The 21967-nt window shown below is 53.4% G+C and carries 22 protein-coding genes and 1 tRNA gene; 16 read left to right on the plus strand and 7 right to left on the minus strand.

The features are described 5' to 3' along the window. Positions 1-219: 219 nt before the first annotated feature. Positions 220-294, minus strand: a tRNA-Glu gene (locus tag ACNKIB_RS08195). 43 nt (positions 295-337) lie between these two features. Beyond that, positions 338-1945: a 4-alpha-glucanotransferase gene (gene malQ, locus ACNKIB_RS08200; RefSeq protein WP_417910059.1), complete on the minus strand. Its 1608-nt coding sequence runs from the start codon at positions 1943-1945 to the stop codon at positions 338-340. A 190-nt stretch (positions 1946-2135) separates the two neighbouring features. Between malQ and ACNKIB_RS08205 the strand changes: the two genes are divergently transcribed. After that, positions 2136-3464, plus strand: coding sequence for a sigma-70 family RNA polymerase sigma factor (locus ACNKIB_RS08205; protein WP_417910060.1), 1329 nt, complete (start codon positions 2136-2138; stop codon positions 3462-3464). 147 nt (positions 3465-3611) lie between these two features. Here ACNKIB_RS08205 and ACNKIB_RS08210 read toward each other — a convergent pair whose 3' ends face one another. Then, on the minus strand, positions 3612-3737 hold the full coding sequence (locus ACNKIB_RS08210) for a hypothetical protein (protein ID WP_417910061.1): 126 nt from the start codon (positions 3735-3737) through the stop codon (positions 3612-3614). A gap of 93 nt (positions 3738-3830) precedes the next feature. On the opposite strand from ACNKIB_RS08210, the gene ACNKIB_RS08215 reads away from it, so the two are divergent. From ACNKIB_RS08215 to ACNKIB_RS08260, 10 genes are all read left to right on the plus strand, one after another. Continuing rightward, positions 3831-4871 carry an NAD(P)/FAD-dependent oxidoreductase gene (locus ACNKIB_RS08215; protein WP_417910062.1) on the plus strand — a complete coding sequence of 347 codons (1041 nt, stop codon included), beginning with the start codon at positions 3831-3833 and terminating at the stop codon, positions 4869-4871. Between the two features lie 9 nt (positions 4872-4880). Continuing rightward, positions 4881-5147, plus strand: coding sequence for a hypothetical protein (locus ACNKIB_RS08220; RefSeq protein WP_417910063.1), 267 nt, complete (start codon positions 4881-4883; stop codon positions 5145-5147). 12 nt (positions 5148-5159) lie between these two features. Then, the gene (gene ppsR / locus ACNKIB_RS08225; protein ID WP_417910064.1) at positions 5160-6011 is read left to right on the plus strand and encodes a pyruvate, phosphate dikinase/phosphoenolpyruvate synthase regulator; all 852 of its coding nucleotides are present in this window, start codon (positions 5160-5162) and stop codon (positions 6009-6011) included. Beyond that, positions 6008-6925 carry an alpha/beta hydrolase gene (locus ACNKIB_RS08230; RefSeq protein ID WP_417910065.1) on the plus strand — a complete coding sequence of 306 codons (918 nt, stop codon included), beginning with the start codon at positions 6008-6010 and terminating at the stop codon, positions 6923-6925. Before ppsR ends, ACNKIB_RS08230 begins: the two co-directional genes overlap by 4 nt. 416 nt (positions 6926-7341) lie before the next feature. Continuing rightward, positions 7342-7827, plus strand: coding sequence for a deoxycytidylate deaminase (locus ACNKIB_RS08235; RefSeq protein WP_417910066.1), 486 nt, complete (start codon positions 7342-7344; stop codon positions 7825-7827). Positions 7828-7907: 80 nt separating this feature from the next. Then, the gene (locus ACNKIB_RS08240; RefSeq protein WP_417910067.1) at positions 7908-8402 is read left to right on the plus strand and encodes a hypothetical protein; all 495 of its coding nucleotides are present in this window, start codon (positions 7908-7910) and stop codon (positions 8400-8402) included. Beyond that, positions 8403-9806 carry an outer membrane beta-barrel protein gene (locus tag ACNKIB_RS08245; protein ID WP_417910068.1) on the plus strand — a complete coding sequence of 468 codons (1404 nt, stop codon included), beginning with the start codon at positions 8403-8405 and terminating at the stop codon, positions 9804-9806. 6 nt (positions 9807-9812) lie between these two features. Then, entirely contained in the window at positions 9813-10643 is an 831-nt protein-coding gene (locus ACNKIB_RS08250; RefSeq protein ID WP_417910069.1) for an SLBB domain-containing protein, read from the plus strand. Positions 10644-10676: 33 nt separating this feature from the next. After that, positions 10677-12998 (plus strand): GumC family protein, encoded by a 2322-nt coding sequence (locus ACNKIB_RS08255; RefSeq protein ID WP_417910070.1) that lies wholly within the window; start codon positions 10677-10679, stop codon positions 12996-12998. Positions 12999-13396: 398 nt separating this feature from the next. Further along, on the plus strand, positions 13397-15178 hold the full coding sequence (locus ACNKIB_RS08260) for an O-antigen ligase family protein (protein ID WP_417910071.1): 1782 nt from the start codon (positions 13397-13399) through the stop codon (positions 15176-15178). Positions 15179-15184: 6 nt separating this feature from the next. Here ACNKIB_RS08260 and ACNKIB_RS08265 read toward each other — a convergent pair whose 3' ends face one another. The 4 genes from ACNKIB_RS08265 to galE all read right to left on the minus strand — a co-directional run bounded on the left by ACNKIB_RS08265 (position 15185) and on the right by galE (position 18625). Further along, a complete protein-coding gene (locus ACNKIB_RS08265; RefSeq protein ID WP_417910072.1) occupies positions 15185-15895 on the minus strand; it encodes an ATP-binding protein in 711 nt (236 codons plus the stop codon). A gap of 109 nt (positions 15896-16004) precedes the next feature. Further along, a complete protein-coding gene (locus ACNKIB_RS08270) occupies positions 16005-16919 on the minus strand; it encodes a hypothetical protein (protein WP_417910073.1) in 915 nt (304 codons plus the stop codon). A 62-nt stretch (positions 16920-16981) separates the two neighbouring features. Further along, the gene (gene cutA / locus ACNKIB_RS08275) at positions 16982-17302 is read right to left on the minus strand and encodes a divalent-cation tolerance protein CutA (RefSeq protein ID WP_417910074.1); all 321 of its coding nucleotides are present in this window, start codon (positions 17300-17302) and stop codon (positions 16982-16984) included. A 297-nt stretch (positions 17303-17599) separates the two neighbouring features. Beyond that, entirely contained in the window at positions 17600-18625 is a 1026-nt protein-coding gene (galE, locus tag ACNKIB_RS08280; protein ID WP_417910075.1) for a UDP-glucose 4-epimerase GalE, read from the minus strand. Between the two features lie 199 nt (positions 18626-18824). Here galE and vapB point away from each other — a divergent pair, with 199 nt between their 5' ends. The 5 genes from vapB to ACNKIB_RS08305 all read left to right on the plus strand — a co-directional run bounded on the left by vapB (position 18825) and on the right by ACNKIB_RS08305 (position 21831). Continuing rightward, positions 18825-19058, plus strand: a complete 234-nt coding sequence (vapB, locus tag ACNKIB_RS08285; protein WP_417910076.1) for a type II toxin-antitoxin system VapB family antitoxin — start codon at positions 18825-18827, stop codon at positions 19056-19058. Then, positions 19058-19471: a type II toxin-antitoxin system tRNA(fMet)-specific endonuclease VapC gene (gene vapC / locus ACNKIB_RS08290; RefSeq protein ID WP_417910077.1), complete on the plus strand. Its 414-nt coding sequence runs from the start codon at positions 19058-19060 to the stop codon at positions 19469-19471. The genes vapB and vapC overlap by 1 nt, the downstream gene beginning before the upstream one ends. 18 nt (positions 19472-19489) lie before the next feature. After that, positions 19490-21292 (plus strand): phosphogluconate dehydratase, encoded by a 1803-nt coding sequence (edd, locus tag ACNKIB_RS08295; RefSeq protein WP_417910078.1) that lies wholly within the window; start codon positions 19490-19492, stop codon positions 21290-21292. 72 nt (positions 21293-21364) lie between these two features. After that, a complete protein-coding gene (locus ACNKIB_RS08300; protein ID WP_417910079.1) occupies positions 21365-21607 on the plus strand; it encodes a type II toxin-antitoxin system Phd/YefM family antitoxin in 243 nt (80 codons plus the stop codon). Next, a complete protein-coding gene (locus ACNKIB_RS08305) occupies positions 21607-21831 on the plus strand; it encodes a Txe/YoeB family addiction module toxin (RefSeq protein WP_417910080.1) in 225 nt (74 codons plus the stop codon). Before ACNKIB_RS08300 ends, ACNKIB_RS08305 begins: the two co-directional genes overlap by 1 nt. The last annotated feature ends 136 nt before the right edge of the window (positions 21832-21967 follow it).

The raw sequence follows: 21967 nt of genomic DNA on the forward strand, positions 1-21967 counted from the left end.
GTACTGCCGCCTCCTCAAAACTCAAACCTTCACGTTCTTTGATTTCCATACTTTCCGGCGAAAATCTACTGAATAGGCCGTAAGATTCAACTCATAGGATGAAAATGATTGCTTGATCATTTTATATCGCTGCGGCTATAAGAGGTTTGTATCAATAGGTGTGAAGTAGGAAAACCCATTGATATTACATTAGCAATATCAATGGGTTGAATGTCACTTTGGTGACCCCAAGGGGACTCGAACCCCTGTTTACGGCGTGAGAGGCCGCTGTCCTAACCACTAGACGATGAGGCCATACTGATGGTGGCTCAGTATTTAAAATATTTGCGGCTTGCTGTCAAGCCTCTTTTTTATCTTCCTCTCTTTTCTTCGTCGGAAGTCGGCCAAAGAGAGCGGTGCTCTGCTGAAGCCTGGCCGCCAGTGCATCCGTAATGAAACGCGGGGCACAGCGCCACCGCCAGTTGCCAGAGGCTGTGCCTGGCGTGTTCATCCGGCAGTCGTTGCCAAAGCCCAGTACATCCTGCATAGGTAGAATGCAGAGCGCGGCTGGCGAGGATTGGGCAAGATAAAGCAGGTCTTCGTGAAAGCGGGAAGCGTCGTCGTCACAACGGTTGGCGTACTGCTTGGCCTGCCGCTTGGCCGCTGCTGGGACTTCACCGCTCAGATACCAGCCCACAGCGGTGTCATTGTCATGAGTGCCGGTATAAACCACGCAGTTGTTGATCATGTTATGCGGCAGATAGGCGTTGTCTGCCTTGCCGTTAAAGGCGAAGAGGAGGATTTTCATGCCTGGGAAGCCAAGATCGTCACGCAGGGCCTCCATTTCCGGGGTGATCACACCCAAATCTTCGGCAATGACTGGCAACGCGCCGATACGTTTTTCCATTTCCTTGAAGAAACGGATGCCTGGCCCTTTCTGCCAGGTACCATTCATAGCGGTCTCGTCTTTCGCCGGAACAGCCCAGTAGGCCTCGAAGCCCCGAAAATGATCAATGCGGATGACATCCACTACTGAGAGAATCGCCCGCAGCCGCTGCTCCCACCAGTCAAGCAGCCGTTGCTTCACCTCAGCAGAACGGCTGTGCCAGCGATAGAGAGGATTACCCCAGAGTTGACCAGTCTTGCTGAAGTAATCCGGTGGCACGCCAGCGACATGTGTAGGATGGCCTGTTTTTTTAGGCGAGAGCATAAAGATGTCCTGATCCGCCCAAACATCAGCGGAATCCAAGGCAACATAGATAGGCAAGTCGCCAATGATCTGCACACCTTGTGCTGCCGCATAGGTATGCAGTTCTTCCCACTGCTGGAAGAAGAGATATTGCTCAAATTGACAGCGACGCACAGCCTGTTGAAGCTGCTGTTCCGCTGTTTTTACTGCCTCTGGCTGATGGAGGCGCAGTTCCTCTGGCCAGTCAAACCAACCCTTCTGCCCAAAATGTTGTTTGAGGGCCGTGAACAGACTATAGTCGCGCAGCCAAGGCAATCTGTCGGTCAGCTCGACGAAAAAGGCCTCTTGCTGGTCTGCGCTCTTGGTTTGGAGAAAGAACTGCCAAGCCAGCTCAAGCACCTTGTCCTTCCAAACCGTTACTGCTTCAAAATTGACGAGGTATTCGGAAAACTCACCAGGCAGGGACGGCAATTCTTCCTGCCGTAGCCAGCCATCACGAATGAGCAGCTCTGGGCTAATCAACAGCGGATTACCCGCAAAGGCCGAGCCGCTCATGTAGGGCGAATTACCAAAGGCCGGACTGACCGGCACTAAGGGCAGCACCTGCCAATAACTCTGCCCGCTTTTGGCGAGGAAATCGACAAAGTTGCGGCTGGCCGGACCAAAGTCACCGATGCCGTATGGACTTGGCAGAGAGGAAATATGCAGAAGGATGCCAGAAGTCCTGGTCTCATTAATCCTGCCAGAAACAGTAGGCTGAAAGGTTTGTTCTGTCATGGGAGTCTGTTGATCAGAAAAAAGAGAACGCCAAGGCCAGAGCCTGGCACAGAAAACGGCATCGAAAATTCTTGCTTTGCTTTTTCTCAAAGAATGTACTATATAATATAAATTTATTCATTCATAAATTGTGGACGCAGTCGCGTCTTTTTTTTGCGCTGAACATTTTTCTATCGGAGGGCGAAGGCAGGTGCTTGCAAGTATTAAAGAAGACCTTCTGAAGGCCGGACAAGGCGAGGGCTGCATTACGTTTAAACATCTTAACAAACTGCTGCCAGAGGACGTAAAAGATCCTGGCGCAATTGAAGCCGTGTTTGATTTCCTCAATGCGCACAATATCGAAATTGTGACTGTCGAGGATTCAGGCCGAAAGCGGACTCTTTCCGGCGAAGAGTGGACCGGCAAGGAAGAACTGCCTGTTGACGAGGCTGAGGAGGAAGGCTCCCTGCTCCTTGGCGAGGAAGACCACGAGGCCGAGGAGACCACGACCACCTATCTGCGGGAAATGGGGCAGTTTGAGCTGTTGACCCCAGAAGAAGAAGCCCGCTACTCCAAAGCTATCCGCGAGGGTTTTGGTGCAATCGTTACCGCAGTGCGCGATGACAAATCCGGCGTATCGGAAATGAGGGTGCTGAAGGAGCGCATTGAGTTGTGGGAGCGGCGCGACCCTACGCTGAAACCCAAGAAGCAGCAGCTCAACTATATGCGCCAGACCGTCAAGAAAATGGCTGGCAAATATTCGGACAAGCGCGAGTTAATCGAGCTGCACACCCGAATCGGCGCGTATAGCCGCTCGATTGAGAATGCCAAAGACTGCATGATCCGGGCCAACTTGCGCTTGGTGGTTTCTATTGCCAAACGCTACATGCACCAAGGCCTAACTTTGGCGGATTTGATTCAAGAAGGCAACCTTGGTCTGATGCGAGCAGTATTTCGTTTTGACTACACCAAGGGCAACAAGTTTTCCACCTATGCTTCATGGTGGATTCGCCAGGCCATCACCAGAGCGATTCTCGATAAAACCCGGACCATCCGGCTGCCTGTGCATTTCTTGGAGCTGCGCAGCCAGTTCTTCAAGGCTTTTTATTCCTTGCTCAAGGAACTGGGCCGTGAACCGACCCCAACCGAGATCTCCGAGCTGACAGATCTGCCGATGGACAAGATTCTTGCCATCTTGGAGGCCTCGCGCGAGCCAATCTCTTTGGAAACACCGGTAGGCGATGACGATTCTACCCTCGGTGATTTCCTAGAAAACCAGGAAGCAGAGTCACCTTACGACACGGTGGAGAACCGCGAGCTTGCCACCCGCGTTGATGAAGTGTTGGCCACGCTCACTGACCGTGAGGAGAAGATCATCCGCTTGCGCTTTGGCATTGGCGAAAAAGCGGAATATACGTTGGAGGAGATTGGCAAGAAGTTCAACGTCTCCCGCGAGCGTATCCGCCAGATTGAAAAGAAAGCCCTCAATCGGCTGCGTCATTCCTCCCGCCGGGAGAAGCTGCGTTTTTTCCTCGACTAATCAACAGTGTTTTTGTTCTCCTGGCAGCACGTTTCCTCCTCGTTTCGCCAGGAGTTTGGCTCGGTAAGAAAGGAGTTGAAGTCGGCAGACAAGGAGTTTTGCTTGGCCAAACTCCTTTCCTATTAAGCCGCAGAGGAGTCTGGCCGACTAAAACTCCTTGCCAAGTCGGCAAAACTCCTCTGCGGCTTGGCAGAATTCCTTTGGTACTCGGCCAGACTCCTTTCTTGCCGAGTACAACTTCTTTGCAAGTCGGCAGCACTCCTTTCTGGCCAAGCCAAACTCCTTGGTCAGCGAGCAAGAAAGGAGTTTAATGGCCAGAAATTCGTCGCATTTTAAGTCAGCCCGGCTGGTAACTTCTTTCTTCAGATGTCCTCCATTAGCACAGATATCCTCATCATTGGAGCCGGGCCAGGCGGGTTAGCCTGCGCCAAGATTTTAGCCGAGCAAGGCCGCAAAGTAATTGTGCTGGAACGGCGGCAGGAAATCGGCCCTAAAGTCTGCGCTGGCGGGATTACCAGGGAGGGCTTGCTCCGCTTGGTGCCAGAGTCCCTGATTGACCAGAGCTTCTGCGAGCAGCATGTCTTTTCCTCCTGCCAGAAGACGGTGGTGCGGGAGCAGAAGCCGATCCTTGCCACGATCAGCCGCAAGGCTTTGGGCCAATGGATGGCAGAGCGGGCGCAGCAGGCAGGGGCAGAAATCCTTACCGGGATGAAAGTCAGTGCCATTGAGGGACTACGCGTGGTTGTCGATAACCACAAAGTCTTTACCTGCACGCAGCTGATTGGTGCCGATGGAGCTAACTCCCTGGTGCGGCGCAGTCTCGGCCTTCCTGCTGTCCATCGCGGCACAGGCATCAACTTTCAGCTGCCTGGCACCTACGAGCGCATGGAATGGCATCTTAATGCGCAGAATTTTGGCTGCGGGTATGCCTGGATTTTCCCGCATAAAGAAACTGTTTCGGTCGGTGCATACAGTCCGCAGTCGGATATGTCCGCAGGCAGGTTGAAACGCAATCTGCTCCGCTGGGCAGCTGACCGGGGTTTCCAGCTGAAAGAGCTACCTTGCCAGGCTGCGCTGATCAATTACGACTATCGCGGCCATTGCTTCGGCCCGGTCTGGCTCATTGGCGATGCTGCTGGGCTGTCTTCCGGGTTAACCGGCGAAGGCATTTACCCTGCGGTCATTTCCGGAGAGACCGTTGCCCGACAAATCTTGGATCCACGCAGCAGTAACCAAGATCTGCTTGCCATGATCCGCAGGCAAAAGCAGCATCGCCAGGTAATCAACCTCTCTGGCCAGCATCCTTCTTGCGCCTTTGTCCTTATGGAGCTGTTGCTCCTGCTCCTGCGCAGCAAGTTGCTCCCTTTTCAGGCCTTGGAAATGGCACCAGCTCTGCAAAATCAGTGAACAGGCCTTATGTTGGAAGAAAAGAAGCAAAAGAACGTCGTTATATATAATCTGCTCTTTGTTGCAGTCTGCGCAGGCATCGTCCTCGTGCTCTGGAAGGCCCCGCCTGAGACTACGCCCCATCTTCCCAATGATGAACCGCACAAGCTGTTCCTGGAGATGGAGAAAAAAGAGGCGGAAAAGCACTGCGGCGAATGTCACGGCGAAGGCAAGCACCCTTTGCCCAAAGAGCATCCACCTACCTACCGCTGTCTGTTCTGTCATAAACGCCCCTAAAAGGTGAATGCCATGTGGAACACCAAAGATGTCTATTACATTTCCGATTCCACGGCCCTGCTCGCTGAAGAGATGGGCAAATCGCTGCTCTGCCAGTTCCCGGAAATCGGTTTCAATGAGGAAAAGATTCCCTTTGTCCGGGAAAAGCGGGATGCGCAGCTCGCTCTGTCCAGGATCTTGAAGCATTCTGGCGGTCTTCAGCCGCTGGTCTTCTGTACGATCATGGACACTGAGGTGCGCCAAGTGTTTGACCGGGCAGAAGTGGAGATGATCGACCTGTACGGCGGCTTTCTGAATCGCTTAGAGCATATATTAGAGGCCAAGGCCTTGCATCAGCCGGGTTTCTATCGCAACCGCGACGATGCCAAGACGGAAAAGAGGGTGGAAGCCATCCGCTACACCTTGGAACACGACGACGGACGCAAAACTGAGGGCTATGATCAGGCGGAGATCATCCTGATTGGGGTGTCACGGACTGGCAAAACGCCGGTCAGTGTCTATATTGCTACCCACATGGGTTTGAAGGCCGCCAACTTCCCCCTGACTGCTGATCACCTGGATGCCTATGAGCTGCCAGCAGACATCATTCGTAACCGAGCGCGGGCAGTTGGTTTAACAGTCACGCCGCAGTTTCTCCACCGGATCCGCGAGGAACGCTATCGCGGCAGTAAGTATGCCCAACTCGCCACTTGCCGAGCTGAACTGCAACGGTCAGAGCAGCTGTACATGCAGCATGGTATTCAGGTTATCCACACGGAAGGCAAATCAATAGAGGAACTGTCTGCCGAAGTAACCAATCTGCCAGGTATCTGCAAGAAAGAGCGGAAACGCCTGCCCATTGAGCACCGGAGTGTGCATGAATGATGCCCCTCTTGCGGTTGCTGCTGCTTATCACCCTGCTCTCGAGCTGTACCAGCCCAGACAAATCCTCAGAGACTGCGGAGAAGAATCCCATGAACCGTCCTGAAGTGCAGCGCGTCCTGTTCCGGCCCCGCGCGGCAACAAGAACTGCTCTACCAACTGGCGCGACAGATATCGACATTGAGATCGAGCCAGGCATCACCATTGGTTGCCGCTTGTTCACCGCAGACAAGACCGCGCCCACCATCCTGTACTTTCATGGCAATGGCGAGATCGTAGCTGACTATGACGACATCGGGCCGCTCTATATGCAGGCTGGCCTTAATCTACTGGTCACTGATTACCGGGGTTATGGTTGGAGCAGCGGCAGCCCTTCCTTTACCACCTTGCTGACAGACAGCCATGTTCTGTATGACAAGCTGAAGCAGCACCTAGCTGCGAACGGGTATAGCCCAACTTTGTTCCTGATGGGCCGCTCGCTCGGTTCTGCTTGCGCGATTGAACTGGCAGCCAGCCACAACAGCGAGATCAGCGGCCTGCTGATCGAAAGCGGCTTTGCCCTGACCTTGCCTTTAGCTGAGACTTTGGGCTTAGGTACGCAGCTGAAAGGCATGGCCATCACGGAAGAGCAGACCTTTAACAACGCGGGCAAGATTAGCACAGTGACCAAACCGACCTTTCTCCTCCACGGCCAGCGCGACACCCTGATTCCTCTTTGGCAAGCAGAGAAACTCCATGCTGAATGCGGCGCGCGCTCGAAGGAATTGCAGGTTGTGCCTGGGGCTGATCATAACTCCCTGATTGCGGTGGGTGGCAAATACTACTTTCAGGCGATCAGCCGCTTTATTAACCAAGTGACCGGCGCGGACGACTGGCGCAGGCGACGGAAGCAGTTCAAGGAAGCGCAGGGACAATAACTACGCTCGTTGCTCTCAGTTCCTGCCGCAAATCCGCCTTGCAGCTTGTCCTTGCTGCAAGGCGTTGTTGTTTTCTCTTGTTGATATACAGCTGGAGCATCATAAAATGATTCCCCTGCGCCAGATTGTCCATCTCGCATGGAATGAGGAGGGAAGGCAGGAAAAACTGCTCCAGCAATCCATACGTTGATAAATGCCGCTTTTTTGTGAATCAAAAGCCCTCCATTTTATATGGTGAAAGACATGCTGCCTGTTTTAGACATCGAGGCAGGGGTCTGTCCCTGCGGCGCAAGAGTTGCAGGAGAAACATTTTATACTGCTCCAGCTATATATCATGGCAAGGTAAATGAGACTTCTTGCCTATCTCCAAAGGCTGCTTTGCTTTCTGTTAACTGCTCAACGATAAAGAGGAACCGATGAACAAACGCACCGACTATTTGTCCTGGGATGAGTATTTTATGGCTGTGGCTTTGCTCTCTGGGCTGCGCTCTAAAGACCCGAACACCCAGGTTGGAGCCTGCGTGGCCAGCGCGGCGAACAAGATTATCGGCGTGGGCTACAACGGCTTTCCTTGGGGGTGCTCGGACGATGAGTTCCCCTGGAACCGGGAAGGTAACTATTTAGATACCAAATATCCCTATGTCTGCCATGCCGAGCTGAATGCTATATTGAACTCGACGGCAAGAGATCTGCATGATTGCCGCATCTACGTGGCTCTTTTCCCCTGCAACGAATGCAGCAAGGTGATGATCCAGTCGGGTATTCGAGAGGTCATCTATCTGTCAGATAAATATAGCGATACAGATTCTGTCCGCGCTGCCAAGATCATGTTCGAGAAGTCCGGTGTACGGTGCAGGCAGTTTGTGCCAGAGCGCGAGTCAATTCTAGTGTCATTTCTTTGAAAGAGGATATTCTTTTTTTCACGGAACACCTATAATAGCCGTGAGTGCAACAGCACAAGCTGCCTATCAGGAGACATAGCATGAAAAAAAGACTCGTCCTGCTCTTCTTTCTTCTGCTTTCTGCGCAACCAGCCTTGGCAGAATGGACGGAAGGTTTCACCAAGGATTTTGAGAAACTGGGCCTTGACCGGGCGATTGAGAATGCCCTGGATAACGAGATCACCCCACAGGAAATCCTCACCTTTATTGTCAGTAACAGTGAGCAATTTAATACGCGCCTCTCGCTCAAAACCCTGTACTGTGCCGGAGTAGATCGGGACACTGTACGGGAAGCAGCTGACAAGCTCGGCATCACGGTTGAAGAGGTCAGTGTGGCCTTGGAAGAGAGCCTTGCTGAATGCGGCTCCAAACTGGCCTTGAATGATCGGGATATAACTGAGGTGCGTGATTCCGGTGGTGTTCCGCTCCCTCCCCCACCTGAAGAACCACCTGTCGATGCCCGCAAACTGCTGGAGCCACCTCGTTCTAGTTCCAAGCACCACTATGCTAGCCCTTCTACACCCAATCAACACTAAATGATGAAAACGTTCCAACTCGTTGTCCTGCTGATTGCGGTCTGCGCAACAGCATCTTTTGCTGGAGAAACGAAGCAAGAAGGCGATGCTGTTGTGCCAAAGGTGAAGTCTGAGCCTGCCCAGAAAGCTTCAGAGAACAAGCCCACTGCTCAGGCCAAGAAGAAAAAGAAGAAGAAGGACAAGCTGGATGCTGATGGCAGGGTCTTTGGCTATCGGAACAGCTTGGTTCATGCTGCCCTTGGTCTGAATGGCGAATGGACTAACAATCTGTACAATCATCACAGCAATAAGGTGGACAATTTCCTCACCCACGTCACACCTTCGGTCTGGTTTACCTGGCCAAGACGCGCGCGGCGGCCTTTGCAGCTTGTCCTAGACAACACAGCAACCGGCGGAATGCAGTATTCACAGACCGAGTATGATGTGTTTAATAAATATCAGGTGTATCTCGGCGGTAATTTGGATTTCATGCGCTACTCTGCTAACTCTGACCTTGATCATACCGAAGGCAGCTTTGAAGGTTTGGTGCAGTATCAACCAGGCAGCAGACTGACTCTGCGCCTTCTGGACAAATACGCCCTGAGTCAGGACATCTTCAATGTCACTGAAGCAACAGCAGAGAACAATCGGGTGTATGACTCTAACGTCTTTGGCTTAGGAGCAGTCTGGGGCTTTGCTGATAGATTCTCAGCCAAAATAGGCTATAAGAACTTCCTCCTCATGTATCAAGACCCAATCAACAGCTTCCTGGATCGGGCAGACAATGGTTTTGAAGGTGCCCTATCGTATGAATACAGTCCCAAAACAAACTTCTTTCTCGAATACCAATATCTGTTGGCCGAATACGATGAGGAACAGCTCTTTGATAACGACAACAGCTATCTGAATCTGGGGGTTAACTGGCAGGCCACAGTCAAGACCTCTCTGATGGCCAAGACCGGGTATCAGCAGGTTGACTATGATTATAAGGAACAGCTCCTTGCGCCAACAACAGGACAACTGCTGGATGAGAGCACAGGGGCCTGGAATTTTGAAGTCCAAGGCATTTGGCAGGCAACCCGGAAGATGAATCTACTGCTGAATACCAAGTATAATATTGAGCAGACAGACAGCTTGCAGGCTTTAAATAAGGCTGTGTGGGCAGCGCGGCTTGGCTTAGACTATCGCTTTACCAATCGGCTGCGGGGCGACGTGAATCTCATCTATGAAAATTCCGATTACGAGCAGTTTCAAGGGGAAGACCGGCTGGACGACCGCTGGTATCTGAAACCGGAATTGCAGTACGCAGTGACCAAATGGCTGGCCTTGAATCTCTATTGCAGCTTTGATGAAAAGGACTCCAACTTTGACGAACTGGATTATGCAACCAGTACCCTTGGCATAGGTGCACGGGGTACCTTATAGAACAACATGAAGCACTATGCTCTGGCTGCTGGCCGCATAATGGCAGCAGCCTTTCTCCTCCTGGCTTTGTTGCGTCTGCTGCCTGCTTGGGCTGATGATGCTTATCAGATTGGTGCAGGTGATGTGTTGTCAATCACCGTGTATGGCCATGATGATTTAAAGACAAAAGTGCGGGTTTCCGAAAATGGTGGCATTGAGTTCCCCTTAATTGGCAGCGTGCAAGTCGGTGGCCTGAAGCCTGCGGAAGCTGCAAAGAAAATTGAACACCTGCTGGCAGACGGCTACATCGTTAAGCCGCAAGCGCAGCTCTACGTCGAGGAATTTAAAAGCAGAAAGGTGGTGGTGCTCGGCCAGGTGAAACATCCGGGCTTAGTAGAGTTGAGCGGCCCAGCCACCCTTTTGGAGGTGATCTCCAAGGCTGGAGGCTTAGAAAAAGACGCAGGGGCAATGGTGTCCGTGACCAGAACGGTTGACGGCAAACAGCAGACAGTCAGCATTGATATCAAGAAACTGCTCGAACAGGGTGACACTGAAAACAAAAACAATATGCAGCTGCTCGGCGGCGAGACGGTTGCTGTAGCTGCTGCCAAGGAAGAGGATGCGCCGGTTGCGTATGTTACTGGCGAAGTCAATCGGCCTGGCATGTATCCCTGTGCAGCAAATGCGACTGTGCTCAAAATGGTTTCCTTGGCTGGCGGCTTTACCAACATTGCCTCCCAATCTCGCGTCAAAATCAACCGTTCGGCAAACGGTAAAAAGCAGGTTCTCAAAAGCGTTGATCTTGACACGCCAGTGCGCCCGGATGATGTCATCGAAGTGCCGGAAAGTTTCTTTTAACAGGCTATTCCCCTCCTCCTCTCTGCGGTAACAATGTATCCTGAAGAAAAGTCCCAATCCTTTCCTGCTGATCTTCAGCCGGAAAAAATTAAACATCTGCGCGAATATCTGCGCCTCGCCTTCAAGAGGAAGGGCTTACTCCTGACTGTGGTGAGCATTACCGTGCTGATCTCGCTGCTCTCAGTCTTTTCTCAAACGCCAGTTTATACCGCTTCGACCAAATTACTGGTTGAAAAGAATACCGATATCAGTCAGATTGAAGGGTTTAATGGTTACATGATGTGGGATCCTGATTTTCAGGCAACCCAGCTCGAATTGCTGAGTAGCTTTAATGTAGCTCTCCGAGTTGTGCGCAATCTGGATCTGGACAGTAAATATAAAGAGCATTTTCTCCGGCAGCAGCGTTCTGCTCCTGCCCTGTTGGATCGTCTCCGCAATGCTGTTTTCTCCTTTTTGACCAAGACCTTTGCCGCTTTTGAAGAGGTGATCAGCCCCTATCTGAGTGCGGAGAAGACCTTACAGCCTTTGCCTGCGGTGGCTCAGGCTGGCAAAGGGCCAGCTGCGCCCAAGAAAGAGGTCGAACAGATTGCGGCAATGATTCAAGGGGCCATCCGGGTTGAACCAATCCGGGACACCAAGATCGTCAACCTGTTTTATACCCACAGGAATCCTGAAATGGCCCAGCTGATCACTGATGGCCTGGTTCAAGCCTATATCGACGAAACCTTAGACATCAAAACCAGCACTGCCAGGCATACGTTGCAGTGGATGACCGCCAAGGCCTCAGAAGAGCAGAAAAAGCTGGAGGCTTCAGAGAAGGCTTTGCAAGAGTATATGCGGCAGCATGACATTGTGACAGTGGAGAACCGGCTGGTTGTCCTGCCTGAACGGCTTTCTGGCCTGAGTAAGGAACTGTCTGAGGCCCAGACCAAAGAGAAGGAATACGAGGCGGTATATCGCCAGATTGAAACAACAGGCAAAAACTACACAGCCCTGGAAGCAATCCCGTTGTTCGCGAGTAATGCCGTGCTCCAGAACATTCGGGCGCAATTGCTGACAGCAGAGCAGAATGTCCGGGAGTTGGCCAGGAAATACGGCGAGAAGCATCCGGTGATGAAGCAGGCGATGGGGGAGCAGCGCGTACTCCACAACGAGTTGCGCACAGAAATGGACCGCATCGCGGCCTCCATCAACAGTTCCTACGAACTGGCGCAGATTAAGGTCTTAGACATCACCGCGATGATGGAGGAAACCAAGGCCGAGTTGATGCAAATGAACGAGCATTTTGTCCAATACAACATTCTCAATCGAGCCAAGGAGATGAACCGCACGGTCTTTGATGCCCTGTCTTCGAGCATCAAGAAGACCGATGTCACGGCCCAGTCTATGGATGTGAAAATATGGCCCATCAAAAAGGCGGAACTGCCCTCCTCTCCCTCAGAACCCAACAAAAAGCGGGCACTCTTGGCTGGGCTACTCGCTGGGCTGCTGGGTGGCTTGGGCTTGGTCTTTTTCTTAGAGTACCTCGACAACACCGCTGGTTCAGGACAGGAGATTGAAGACCGCTACGGCCTGACCGTCTTAGGTTCAGTGGAAGACCTATCCAGCAGAAAGCACAATATCGAGACCTTTGTCCGGGATAACCCCCTTTCACCCACTGCGGAAAGCTATCGGCTCATTCGCTCTGGCCTGCTGCTCTCCACGCCAGAGAAGCCACCGCAAGTGATGCTGATTACCAGCATGGTGCAGCAGGAAGGCAAGACCACCACCGTCAAAAATCTCGCCCACATTCTTGTTCAGAATGAGAAAAAAGTGCTGATCATTGACTGCGACATGCGGCGACCTCGGCAGCACTCCATGTTCGGCCTGGTCAACACCTATGGTCTCAGTAGCTATCTCTCTGGTAACGTCGATGCCCAGCAATCCCTCATCCGCCAGGTGCCAGACAGCCAGGTTTTTCTGATTACCTCTGGGCCAGTGCCACCTAATCCGGCTGAACTGTTAAGTTCTGGCAAGATGACCCAGCTGCTCCAGGAAACACGGGCATCTTTTGATTTTATCCTCCTTGATTCACCGCCTGTCCAACAGGTAACCGACAGTCTCGCACTCGGCCCGTTGGCTGATGGCACGGTTTTGGTCGTTCGGGCCGGGAAAACCACCTATGAAATGCTGGATAGCGGCATTAAGCGGCTGCGAGAAGGGCATTCGCATCTCCTTGGGATCGTGCTCAACCGCTTAAAAAAGAAACATGCGGACAAGGGTTATTATGGATATTACTCCTATTCTTCCCATTACGGCAGTTACAGCAGCAAAGGTGAGCGTAAGAAAAAGGAAACAAAGCAGGAAGAGTCGTAGCCTAACATTCTGTTAAAACGAAGTAAGTTTAGCTCATATACCCTCTCTTCCGCTTCCTTTCTTGCTCGGTTTCAAAGGAGTTTGGCTTGGCCAGAAAGGAGTTCTGCCGACTAGGAAAGGAGTTGTAGTCGGCAAGAAAGGAGTCTGGCCGATTCGCCAAGGAGTTCTGATTAGCCGCAAAGGAGTCTTGCCGAGCAAGAAAGGAGTTGAAGTCGGCCAAACTCCTTTGTGGCTAACCAGGAAAGGAGTTCTGCCAAGCCAAACTCCTCTGCTGCCGAGTACAACTCCTTGGCGGTTGAGCCAAACTCCTTGGCAAACGAGGAGAAATCGTCCCTTACTTCTCCAGAAACTGCGCCAAGCTGGCAGAAACCTCTCTAAATGCCAGGCACTAGCAAGACATGGCCTTTGCCTTCTATCTCACCGTTCTCTTCTTTGCGCCGCTGGCCTTTGGCACGACAGAAACGTGGTCAAGACTCCTTGCAGAGTTGCTCGTAGCCTTGACGGCCCTGCCCTACTTCGCCCCTCTTCCCCTTCGCCGCAAGGCCGCTTCCTTCTTTCAGGTACCTGGCCTGCTGCCCTTGCTGCTTGGTCTGGCCTGGTGCTATGGCCAGTGCTTGCCCCTGCCGCTGCCTGTGGTGCGCCTGCTTTCGCCCAACACCGCTGCGCTTTATCAGCCAGTCCTTGAGCTTCTACCGTCAGATACCTGGATTCCGCTCAGCGTTAACCAGCAAGCTACGCTCCAAGAAGGGCTACGCTACACAGCCTACACCCTGTTTTACGTCCTGACCATCCAGCTTCTCGCCAGCAGCAGGAAGCTCTTCGTCACCATCACCGCTCTCGTTTGGTTGACTCTCGGCATCGCCTTGGCCACCCTGCTGCAACGGGCTGCTGCACCCGATACGCTCTTCTGGCTGCGGCAGTTGCCCAGCGGTGTAGGCTCTTTTGGCCCCTGGGTCTATAAGAATCACTACGCAGGCTTCATGGTCATGACCTGCCCTTTGCTGCTGGCCCTCTTCCTCTTCTATCGGCCAAGACCTGACAGCGAGGCAAGATCCTGGCGAGAGCAGATCTTGGCCTTCTTTGCCGACTCAGGCAGCAGCCTACATCTCTTATTCGGCTTTGGCGCGATGCTGGTGCTGGCTTCAGTCTTACGCGCGCAGTCACGCGGCGGTGTCCTCAGTCTCGCTTTCGCCCTCTTGCTCTTCTTTGGCCTGCTCATGCGCAGACACGGGCAAGGCAAACTCCCGCTCCTCCCCCTGCTCTTCTTTCTGCTGACTGGCTTGCTGCTGACGAGCAACTGGTTCAGCTGGACAGCCTTACTCGCCCGGTTCGATGCGCTGTTCGACCCCACCGGTGCGCTTCGTGATGACCGTCTCTTGATTTGGCGAGATAGCCTGGAAATGGTTGCGGCGTTCCCGTTGACTGGTACCGGCTTTGGCACTTTCGGCGAGGTCTTTCCCAACTATAAGGGCTGGGACGATGACCTGATCTACGATCATGCCCATAACGATTACCTGGAGCTGCTCACTGACAGCGGCGGACTGGGCCTGCTCCTGGCGGCGTGCTTTGTGGGCACGGTTGTCAAGACTGGCTGGCAGCAAGTCCAGCTGCGCCACGACCGTTTCGCGGTGCTGACGGCTATTGGTGCCTTGAGCGGTTTAGCTGGCTTGCTCTTCTTCACCCTCACCGACTTCCAGTTCCACAACTGGGCCAATGGCCTGTACTTCTTCTTCTTCTGCGGCTTGCTGATCTCGGCCAGCCACACGCGGCGACACGGCCAGCACCATCACACCCTGCTCAGGTCAGTAGAAGGACCAGCTCGGGCACGCCTGCTGCTCTTTCTTTCTGCCCTGCTTTTCCTGTGGGTGCTTTGGCACGTGCATGGCGGTAGCTTACTTGCTGCGGGCGCGTATCATAAGGCGCAGGTGGTAGCAGGCTCCAACCAAACTGATCAGGCGCAGAAGCTGGCACAAATGGCCGAGTTAGTCGAGCAGGCGCACACGCAGCAACCTGATAACGGGCTGTATCTGTATGCGTTAGGCAGGATTAGGCAAGCGCAAGGCCAGGAGGCGCAAGCGGCGCAGCTGTATGCTGAGGCTGCCTTGCAGCAGCCTTTGGAAACAGCATATCTGGAGGCAGCAGAAGCACTGCTGAAGAAGCGTAGCCCGGCCAAGCACTAGGATGGTTCAGCTTTGTTGCCAGTCGCGACCGTCGAGAATCCCGCCTTGGGTAGAAACTACGACCTGCCGTACTGGCACCGTGGCTCCAGCCTGATCATAGGCGCGTCTGACAATCTGGAGCATGGAAGCGCAGCACGGTACCTCCATGATGAGAATAGTCACGGAACGGAGCTTCCGCGTCTTGAATAACTCGGTAAAACGATCTACGTAAAGCTGTTGGTCATCGAACTTGGGACAGCCAAGAAGGACCTTGCGTCCCTTGAGGAAATCCTGGTGCAACCCTGCATAGGCAATGGCCGTACAGTCCGCAGCGATCAGCAGATCACAGTTCTCTAAGAACAGCGCACCGGGCGGCACAAGACGGATTTGCACAGGCCAGTGACTAAGCGCACTGCTGCTTGGCATGGTAGGAGTAGCGGCGACGGGCTGCATCATCTTCAGTTGTGCAGAAGGGCAGCTCGGGTGTGCCTGCTGCTTTTCTTCGCCTAAGAATTGATCTACTGCCGCTTGATCAAACTCTTCTGCATCGCGCTCAATGATGGCCAGCGCGCCGGTTGGACAATGCCCGAGACAGGCACCCAGGCCATCACAGAGCTTGTCTGCAACGAGGCGGGCTTTGCCATCGACAATGCGCAGCGAGCCTTCTGCACAGTTGGGGATACACTCGCCGCAGCCTGTGCAAAGCTCCTCGTTGATTTCGATGATCTTGCGTTTCATAGATGTTCTCTCCTGGTTGTGATAGGGACAGAGGCGGCTTGCCTCCTGCCTAAGCAAGCTTGCTGCACCGCTCCTCAATCTCCGTGGTTGCCTGTAAGGCCAGCTGGCCTTACAGGCCCTGGAGTTGGGCGCGAATCCGGGCCAAGGCCTCGCGGTCTTCTGCAAGGTCAGGTAGGCCGATTTCTTCATCCAACTGCACGGTGCGGCTGATGTATTCCTCGGCCTTGCTCAGTTCGTTCTGCTCTTGGTAGATGCCCCCGATATTCCAGCAGATGACTGCTTCATCTGCCTTGGTGCCGAGTTTCCGACTGAGTGCCAAGCTCTGCTCGTAACGCTGCAAGGTAGTGGCATTGTCTCCCCGCACCCGGTAAATCTTGCCCGTGCTGGGCAGGAGCGTGCCTTCGCCGCTCTTGTGATCCAGATCTCGGCGGATGGCCAAGCTCTGCTCATACAGTGCCAGGGCTGCACTATAGCGAGCAGCGCGGTGGAAGTCATAGCCGGCCTTGCCAAGGTAGTCAGCGCGTTCCTGCTTATACTGATGGTCGAGCGGCAGGATCTCAGCGGCTTTCTTAAAGTACTCAGCTGCCTCAGCATAGCAAAGCTGGACCCGTTGCAGCTGGGCATTATCAGCATGGGTGGCCGCAGCTGAGAGACGGTGCTGGCGGGCTGCGTCATCCACTTGCTCGATGGCGTATAGATCGTAGGCTGCGGCCTGATTGAGCAGGTATTCGGCCTGGGCATAAGCGCAGGAGGTCAAAAGCACTCGTCGGGCGTGGCCCTTCAGCCGAATGACTTGCGGGTCTTCAGAGTGCATTGCTCCCAGGCGCAGCATCAGCACTTGGAAGCTATCCGCAATCTCATGCAGCTTACTGTCCAGTTCCTTCAGCGGAACGTGCTGCGCATCAATGATCTTGAAGAAGCTGTTCAAGGCAGATTCGCTGACCCCCAGCTCTTTGGCATACTTGGCCAAAAGTTGCTGGGAAAGGCCATTCAAGCTCGTGTCCTGCGTCTTAGAAGTATTCATTGTGCTGTCCTTGCCACCGAAAATGTTGTCTGTGATCTCTATCGCGTTCCTGCGCGGACAACTCAGTCCCGGCACTCCTTATCAATCCAGTTCAAATATACAGGCAGGCCCGCCTCTATCGGCACTTGGATGATCTCCGGCACCTCGTAGGCGTGATGGGCGATAATACAGGCTTGCACCTGAAGATACAGCGAACGCTTGGTCTTAATCAGCACCAATTTCTCAGCATCGCAGTTGACCTTGCCCTGCCAATGATACCAGCTCTGAATCGGCATGACTTGCACGCAGGCAGCCAAGCGTTCGGCCAACAGTGCCTCGATGATCTGCTGGCCGTTGCGGTCATCGTTAAACGTGGTGATAATCAGGCAATATTCGTCGTTCATGTTGACTCACTTGGGTGAATCATTCTCCCTGATTCCCATCCCCAAAAAAATCGGTAATAGCCCGGAGAATTTATCGGCAATAGGCAGAAAAAATCATCGGTAATAGCCTCCACAAATCATCGAGTATCCCCCCAACCATTTATCGAGTATCCCCCAGACTACTTATCGAGCGTACTTTGGTCTCGGATCGAGCGTAGTTTTGTTTGGGGATACTCGTTGTTTTGCAGGGGCAATACGTACAGTTTCCGTTAGAGAAATTGTTTGACAGTATATCCCCATATGATGCTCCGGCTCTATTCAACGACTGGCATAGCCCTGGGGATTCTTTGACTGCCAGTTCCAGGTATCTCGGCACATCACATCCAGCCCCCGCTCTGCTTTCCACCCTAGCTCACGCGCCGCAAAAGAAGGGTCAGCATAGGCACAGGCAATATCCCCCTGCCGACGCGGGGCAATGGTATAGTTAATCTTTTGGCCTGAGACACGCTCAAAGGCAGCAATCATCTCCAATACTGAATAGCCCTGACCAGTGCCGAGATTGCAGGCAAAGGCCCCTGGCTGCTGCTGTAGTTTTTCTAAGGCACAAAGATGGCCCTTAGCCAGATCTACTACATGGATGTAGTCGCGCACGCCAGTGCCATCCGGGGTTGGGTAATCATTGCCAAACACGGAGAGCTGTTGCAGCTTGCCCACAGCAACTTGGGAGATATAGGGCATCAGGTTGTTGGGAACGCCGTTAGGGTCTTCGCCGATCACGCCGCTCTCATGCGCACCAACTGGATTGAAGTAACGCAGCAAGGCGATGTTCCATTCCGGGTCTGACTGATGCAAATCCCGCAGGATATCCTCAATCATAGCCTTGCTTCGCCCATAGGGATTGGTGCAGACACCCAGAGGAAAGTCCTCAGTGATCGGCACGGAAGCAGGTGTGCCATATACGGTGCAGGAGGAGCTGAACACCAGGTTCTTTACCCCGTAACGCTGCATGGACTGGCAGAGGTTAATCGTGCCCGTGAGGTTGTTTTGATAATAGCGCAGAGGCTGCGCCACGGATTCCCCCACTGCTTTTAAGCCAGCAAAATGGATGACCGCTGCTGCATCAGGGCAGTGCTGAAAGACCTTATCTGTGGCTAAGGGATCAATGAGGTCAATGTGATAGAACGAGCACAATGACTTGCCCGTGAGCTTTTCGACGCGGCGTAGTCCCTCACGGCAAGAGTTCGAGAGATTATCAACGACCGTTACGTCATAGCCGCTGGTCAGCAGCTCCAGACAGGTATGCGTGCCAATGTATCCGGCTCCGCCGGTGACAATAATGTGCATGGAATGCTCCCAGGAGGTATTTACGGGGACGGCAACTCACTGTGTTTTATCCTGGAAAGCCTGCTGCTGGCAAGGGAAATCTCTGCCTGGTACCAGGTCTTGGCGTAGCAGTGTAAGTGGTTGCTTGCAGAATGCCCTTGCAGGCTGGTGTAGCTGGCTATACACTTTCACTACACTCAGTACAGTAAGGAGGCTCTTTATGCACACTGGCTCAATCTTTGGCAACAATCGAACCCAGGCGGTTCGGCTACCTGCGGAAACCCGTTTCCCAGACCACATTAGAAAGGTAGCTGTACGGATCTCAGGAAAAGACCGGGTACTGTCACCTGTTGAAAACACGTGGGACAGCTTCTTCCTCGCCGACAACAGAGTCACCGATGATTTTATGACAGAACGCGCCACGCAGGAGCAGCAAGAAAGGGAAGCCTTCTGATGTTAAAATACATGCTTGACACCAAAATCGTCATTTATGTCATCAAGCGACGACCACTGGAGGTTTTGGAGGTTTTCAACCGTCATGCCGGTCAGATGAGCATCAGTTCAATCACCTTTGCCGAGCTGATTCATGGAGCGGAGAAAAGCTCCAGGCCGGAACACAACTTAGAGCAGGTTGAAGATTTTGCTTCCCGCTTGGAAGTGTTGGACTATGGCAGAAAAGCAGCTCTGCATTACGGTGATATTCGCGCTGATTTAGAGCGCAGGGGAATGCCGATTGGCGTGAATGATCTGCATATTGCCGGACATGCCCGCAGCGAGGCACTGACTCTTGTCACCAACAACCTGCGGGAGTTTGAGCGGGTTGCTGGGCTGCGTCTGGATAACTGGATAGTCCCTCCTTCCTCCTGAAAACAACGAACCAAGATAATGCACGCAACCATCCACCACGTCACCCAGCGCATCATTGAACGCAGCAAGGCCAGCCGAGAAGACTACCTTGCGCGCATGGCCGCAGCCAAAGGCAACGGTCCTTTCCGCAAGCAATTGCCGTGCAGCAACCTGGCGCACGACCTTGCAGGCTGTCCATCCTGCCGTGTTGCCCTGTTGAATGAACAGGTGCCGAATATCGGCATCATCTCGGCCTACAGCGACTTGCTTTCTGCGCATCAGCCCTTGGGCCATTATCCTGAGTTGCTCAAGCAGGCCGTGACTGAGGCAGGCGGCACCGCCCAGTTCGCGAGTGGTGTGCCTGCCATGTGCGATGGCATCACCCAGGGCGAGCCAGGCATGGATCTCAGCCTGATGAGCCGCGACGTGATCGCCCTTTCGACCGTCATTGCCCTTTCGCACAACGTGTTTGACGGCGTGCTGCTACTCGGTGTCTGTGATAAGATCGTGCCTGGCTTGCTCATGGGCGGGCTGCAATACGGACACTTGCCCATGCTGCTCGTGCCTGCTGGCCCAATGCCCTCTGGCATCGGTAATCGGGAGAAGAACCAGGTGCGCGAACGCTTTGCCAAGGGTGAAGCCACGCAAGCCGAGCTGCTGGCTTCGGAATTGCAGGCCTATCACAGCCCTGGCACCTGCACCTTCTACGGTACGGCCAATTCCAACCAGCTGATGGCCGAGATGTTGGGCGTACATCTGCCGGGTGCGTCGTTTGTCAACGCGGAAACCCCGTTGCGCGAAGCCTTAACCAAGGCTGCCGCGACTCGGATTGCCGCTCTCACCCATCTGGGCCAGGAATACACCCCGCTGGCCCAGGTAGTCAGCGAAAAAGCGGTGGTTAACGCGATGGTTGGTCTGCTAGCCACCGGTGGTTCCACCAATGAAACCATGCACCTCGTGGCTATTGCCAAAGCAGCAGGGATCAGCATCAACTGGGATGACTTTGCCGAGCTATCCGCCGCAGTGCCGCTCTTAGTGCGCATCTATCCCAACGGTTCTGGCGATATTAACTCCTTTCAGCAAGCAGGCGGCACCGCTTTGTTGATTCATGAATTGCTGGCTGGCGGCTTTTTCCATGAAGACGTGCAGACTGTCGTTGGCCCAGGTTTCCGTAGATATCTGCAGCAGCCGGTTTTAGAGGGCGACAAGGCCATCTGGCAACCTGGGCCGGAGCAAAGCCGCGATCTGAGCATCATAGCCTCGCTTGCCAAGCCTTTTGCTCTGATTAGCGGGATTAAGGTCTTGTCTGGTAACTTAGGTCGGGCGATTATGAAAATCTCTGCCTTGCTTGATGGCGAGAATACCTGCGTGGAAGCCCCAGCCATGGTCTTTAGCAGCCAGCTGGCCTTGGAGCAGGCCTTCAACGCAGGGCAAATGCAGCGCGATTTAGTGGCTGTGTTGCGCTTTCAAGGGCCACGCGCCAACGGAATGCCGGAGTTGCACAAGCTGATCACCTTTCTCTCTATCCTGATGGATCAGGGCTATCAGGTTGGCATGGTTACGGACGGGCGGCTCTCCGGTGCATCCGGCAAAGTGCCCTTTGCCATCCACTGCACGCCAGAGGCCTTGGCAGGCGGTTTGTTGGCCAAGGTAGAAGACGGCGATCTTATCCGCATGGATGCCAAGAATAATCTGCTGGAACTGAAGGTGGATGCGGTAACCTTGGCCAAAAGAACGCCTGCTACGCCGCCAGGAGAACCCAGCGGCCTTGGGCAACAGATATTTGCCCCGTTGCGGCGGGTTTTAGCCGGTGCAGAAGAGGGGGCCAGCGGGATTTTCTGAGCACTTTGGAATTCCTTTTGGCTTCTCGTACGTAATGGCGTACTCTTAAAAGAAAAGCATAGGAGGTGCATTATGACAATTTTAACCGCCACGCAAGCCCGCTCGCAACTATACCGTCTGATAGATGAAGCGATAGTTTCTCATCAGCCTGTTGTCATCACAGGAAAACGTTCCAACGCTGTGCTGGTGTCAGAAGAGGATTGGCAGGCATTACAGGAAACACTATATCTACTCTCTATTCCTGGTATGAGGGAATCGATCAGAGAGGGCCTGGCTGTTTCTATTAATGAATGCGAAGATGAGCTTGACTGGTGATGTGGAAACTTATTTACACCAAGCAGGCAAATAAGGACGCAAGGAAACTTGCCAATTCAGGTCTGAAAGAAAAAGCCGAACGACTCCTGGATATTCTGCGCGTTGATCCGTATCAAAATCCGCTGCCTTTTGAAAAGCTCATCGGGGATTTAATCGGGGCGTATTCCCGCCGGATCAACATTCAGCATCGGGTTGTCTATCAAATCATGGATGCGGAGCAGTGACCTGTCTTCGCAAAAGCGGACACGTATTATTCCCTAAGTAGCCCTTTTGAAGAAGAGCGGCTCGTAGTTGTCCGGCGACTGATAACTGATCGCCGAATGCCGCCGTTGGCGGTTGTAAAAGCCTTCGATGTACCAA

Source organism: Candidatus Electronema sp. PJ (assembly GCF_048287395.1).
In the GTDB taxonomy this organism is placed as follows: Bacteria; Desulfobacterota; Desulfobulbia; order Desulfobulbales; family Desulfobulbaceae; genus Electronema.

What these genes read in the sequence shown, in the direction of transcription:
- vapC (WP_417910077.1), top strand. Translation starts at nt 19,058, where the DNA reads ATGTTAAAATACATGCTTGACACCAAAATCGTCATTTATGTCATCAAG.
- ACNKIB_RS08245 (WP_417910068.1), top strand. Translation starts at nt 8,403, where the DNA reads ATGATGAAAACGTTCCAACTCGTTGTCCTGCTGATTGCGGTCTGCGCA.
- ACNKIB_RS08215 (WP_417910062.1), top strand. Translation starts at nt 3,831, where the DNA reads ATGTCCTCCATTAGCACAGATATCCTCATCATTGGAGCCGGGCCAGGC.
- ACNKIB_RS08260 (WP_417910071.1), top strand. Translation starts at nt 13,397, where the DNA reads ATGGCCTTTGCCTTCTATCTCACCGTTCTCTTCTTTGCGCCGCTGGCC.
- ACNKIB_RS08270 (WP_417910073.1), bottom strand. Translation starts at nt 16,919, where the DNA reads ATGAATACTTCTAAGACGCAGGACACGAGCTTGAATGGCCTTTCCCAG.
- ACNKIB_RS08255 (WP_417910070.1), top strand. Translation starts at nt 10,677, where the DNA reads ATGTATCCTGAAGAAAAGTCCCAATCCTTTCCTGCTGATCTTCAGCCG.
- cutA (WP_417910074.1), bottom strand. Translation starts at nt 17,302, where the DNA reads ATGAACGACGAATATTGCCTGATTATCACCACGTTTAACGATGACCGC.
- ACNKIB_RS08240 (WP_417910067.1), top strand. Translation starts at nt 7,908, where the DNA reads ATGAAAAAAAGACTCGTCCTGCTCTTCTTTCTTCTGCTTTCTGCGCAA.
- ACNKIB_RS08220 (WP_417910063.1), top strand. Translation starts at nt 4,881, where the DNA reads ATGTTGGAAGAAAAGAAGCAAAAGAACGTCGTTATATATAATCTGCTC.
- ACNKIB_RS08265 (WP_417910072.1), bottom strand. Translation starts at nt 15,895, where the DNA reads ATGAAACGCAAGATCATCGAAATCAACGAGGAGCTTTGCACAGGCTGC.
- vapB (WP_417910076.1), top strand. Translation starts at nt 18,825, where the DNA reads ATGCACACTGGCTCAATCTTTGGCAACAATCGAACCCAGGCGGTTCGG.
- galE (WP_417910075.1), bottom strand. Translation starts at nt 18,625, where the DNA reads ATGCACATTATTGTCACCGGCGGAGCCGGATACATTGGCACGCATACC.
- ACNKIB_RS08305 (WP_417910080.1), top strand. Translation starts at nt 21,607, where the DNA reads ATGTGGAAACTTATTTACACCAAGCAGGCAAATAAGGACGCAAGGAAA.
- ACNKIB_RS08230 (WP_417910065.1), top strand. Translation starts at nt 6,008, where the DNA reads ATGATGCCCCTCTTGCGGTTGCTGCTGCTTATCACCCTGCTCTCGAGC.
- ppsR (WP_417910064.1), top strand. Translation starts at nt 5,160, where the DNA reads ATGTGGAACACCAAAGATGTCTATTACATTTCCGATTCCACGGCCCTG.
- ACNKIB_RS08250 (WP_417910069.1), top strand. Translation starts at nt 9,813, where the DNA reads ATGAAGCACTATGCTCTGGCTGCTGGCCGCATAATGGCAGCAGCCTTT.
- malQ (WP_417910059.1), bottom strand. Translation starts at nt 1,945, where the DNA reads ATGACAGAACAAACCTTTCAGCCTACTGTTTCTGGCAGGATTAATGAG.
- edd (WP_417910078.1), top strand. Translation starts at nt 19,490, where the DNA reads ATGCACGCAACCATCCACCACGTCACCCAGCGCATCATTGAACGCAGC.
- ACNKIB_RS08235 (WP_417910066.1), top strand. Translation starts at nt 7,342, where the DNA reads ATGAACAAACGCACCGACTATTTGTCCTGGGATGAGTATTTTATGGCT.
- ACNKIB_RS08300 (WP_417910079.1), top strand. Translation starts at nt 21,365, where the DNA reads ATGACAATTTTAACCGCCACGCAAGCCCGCTCGCAACTATACCGTCTG.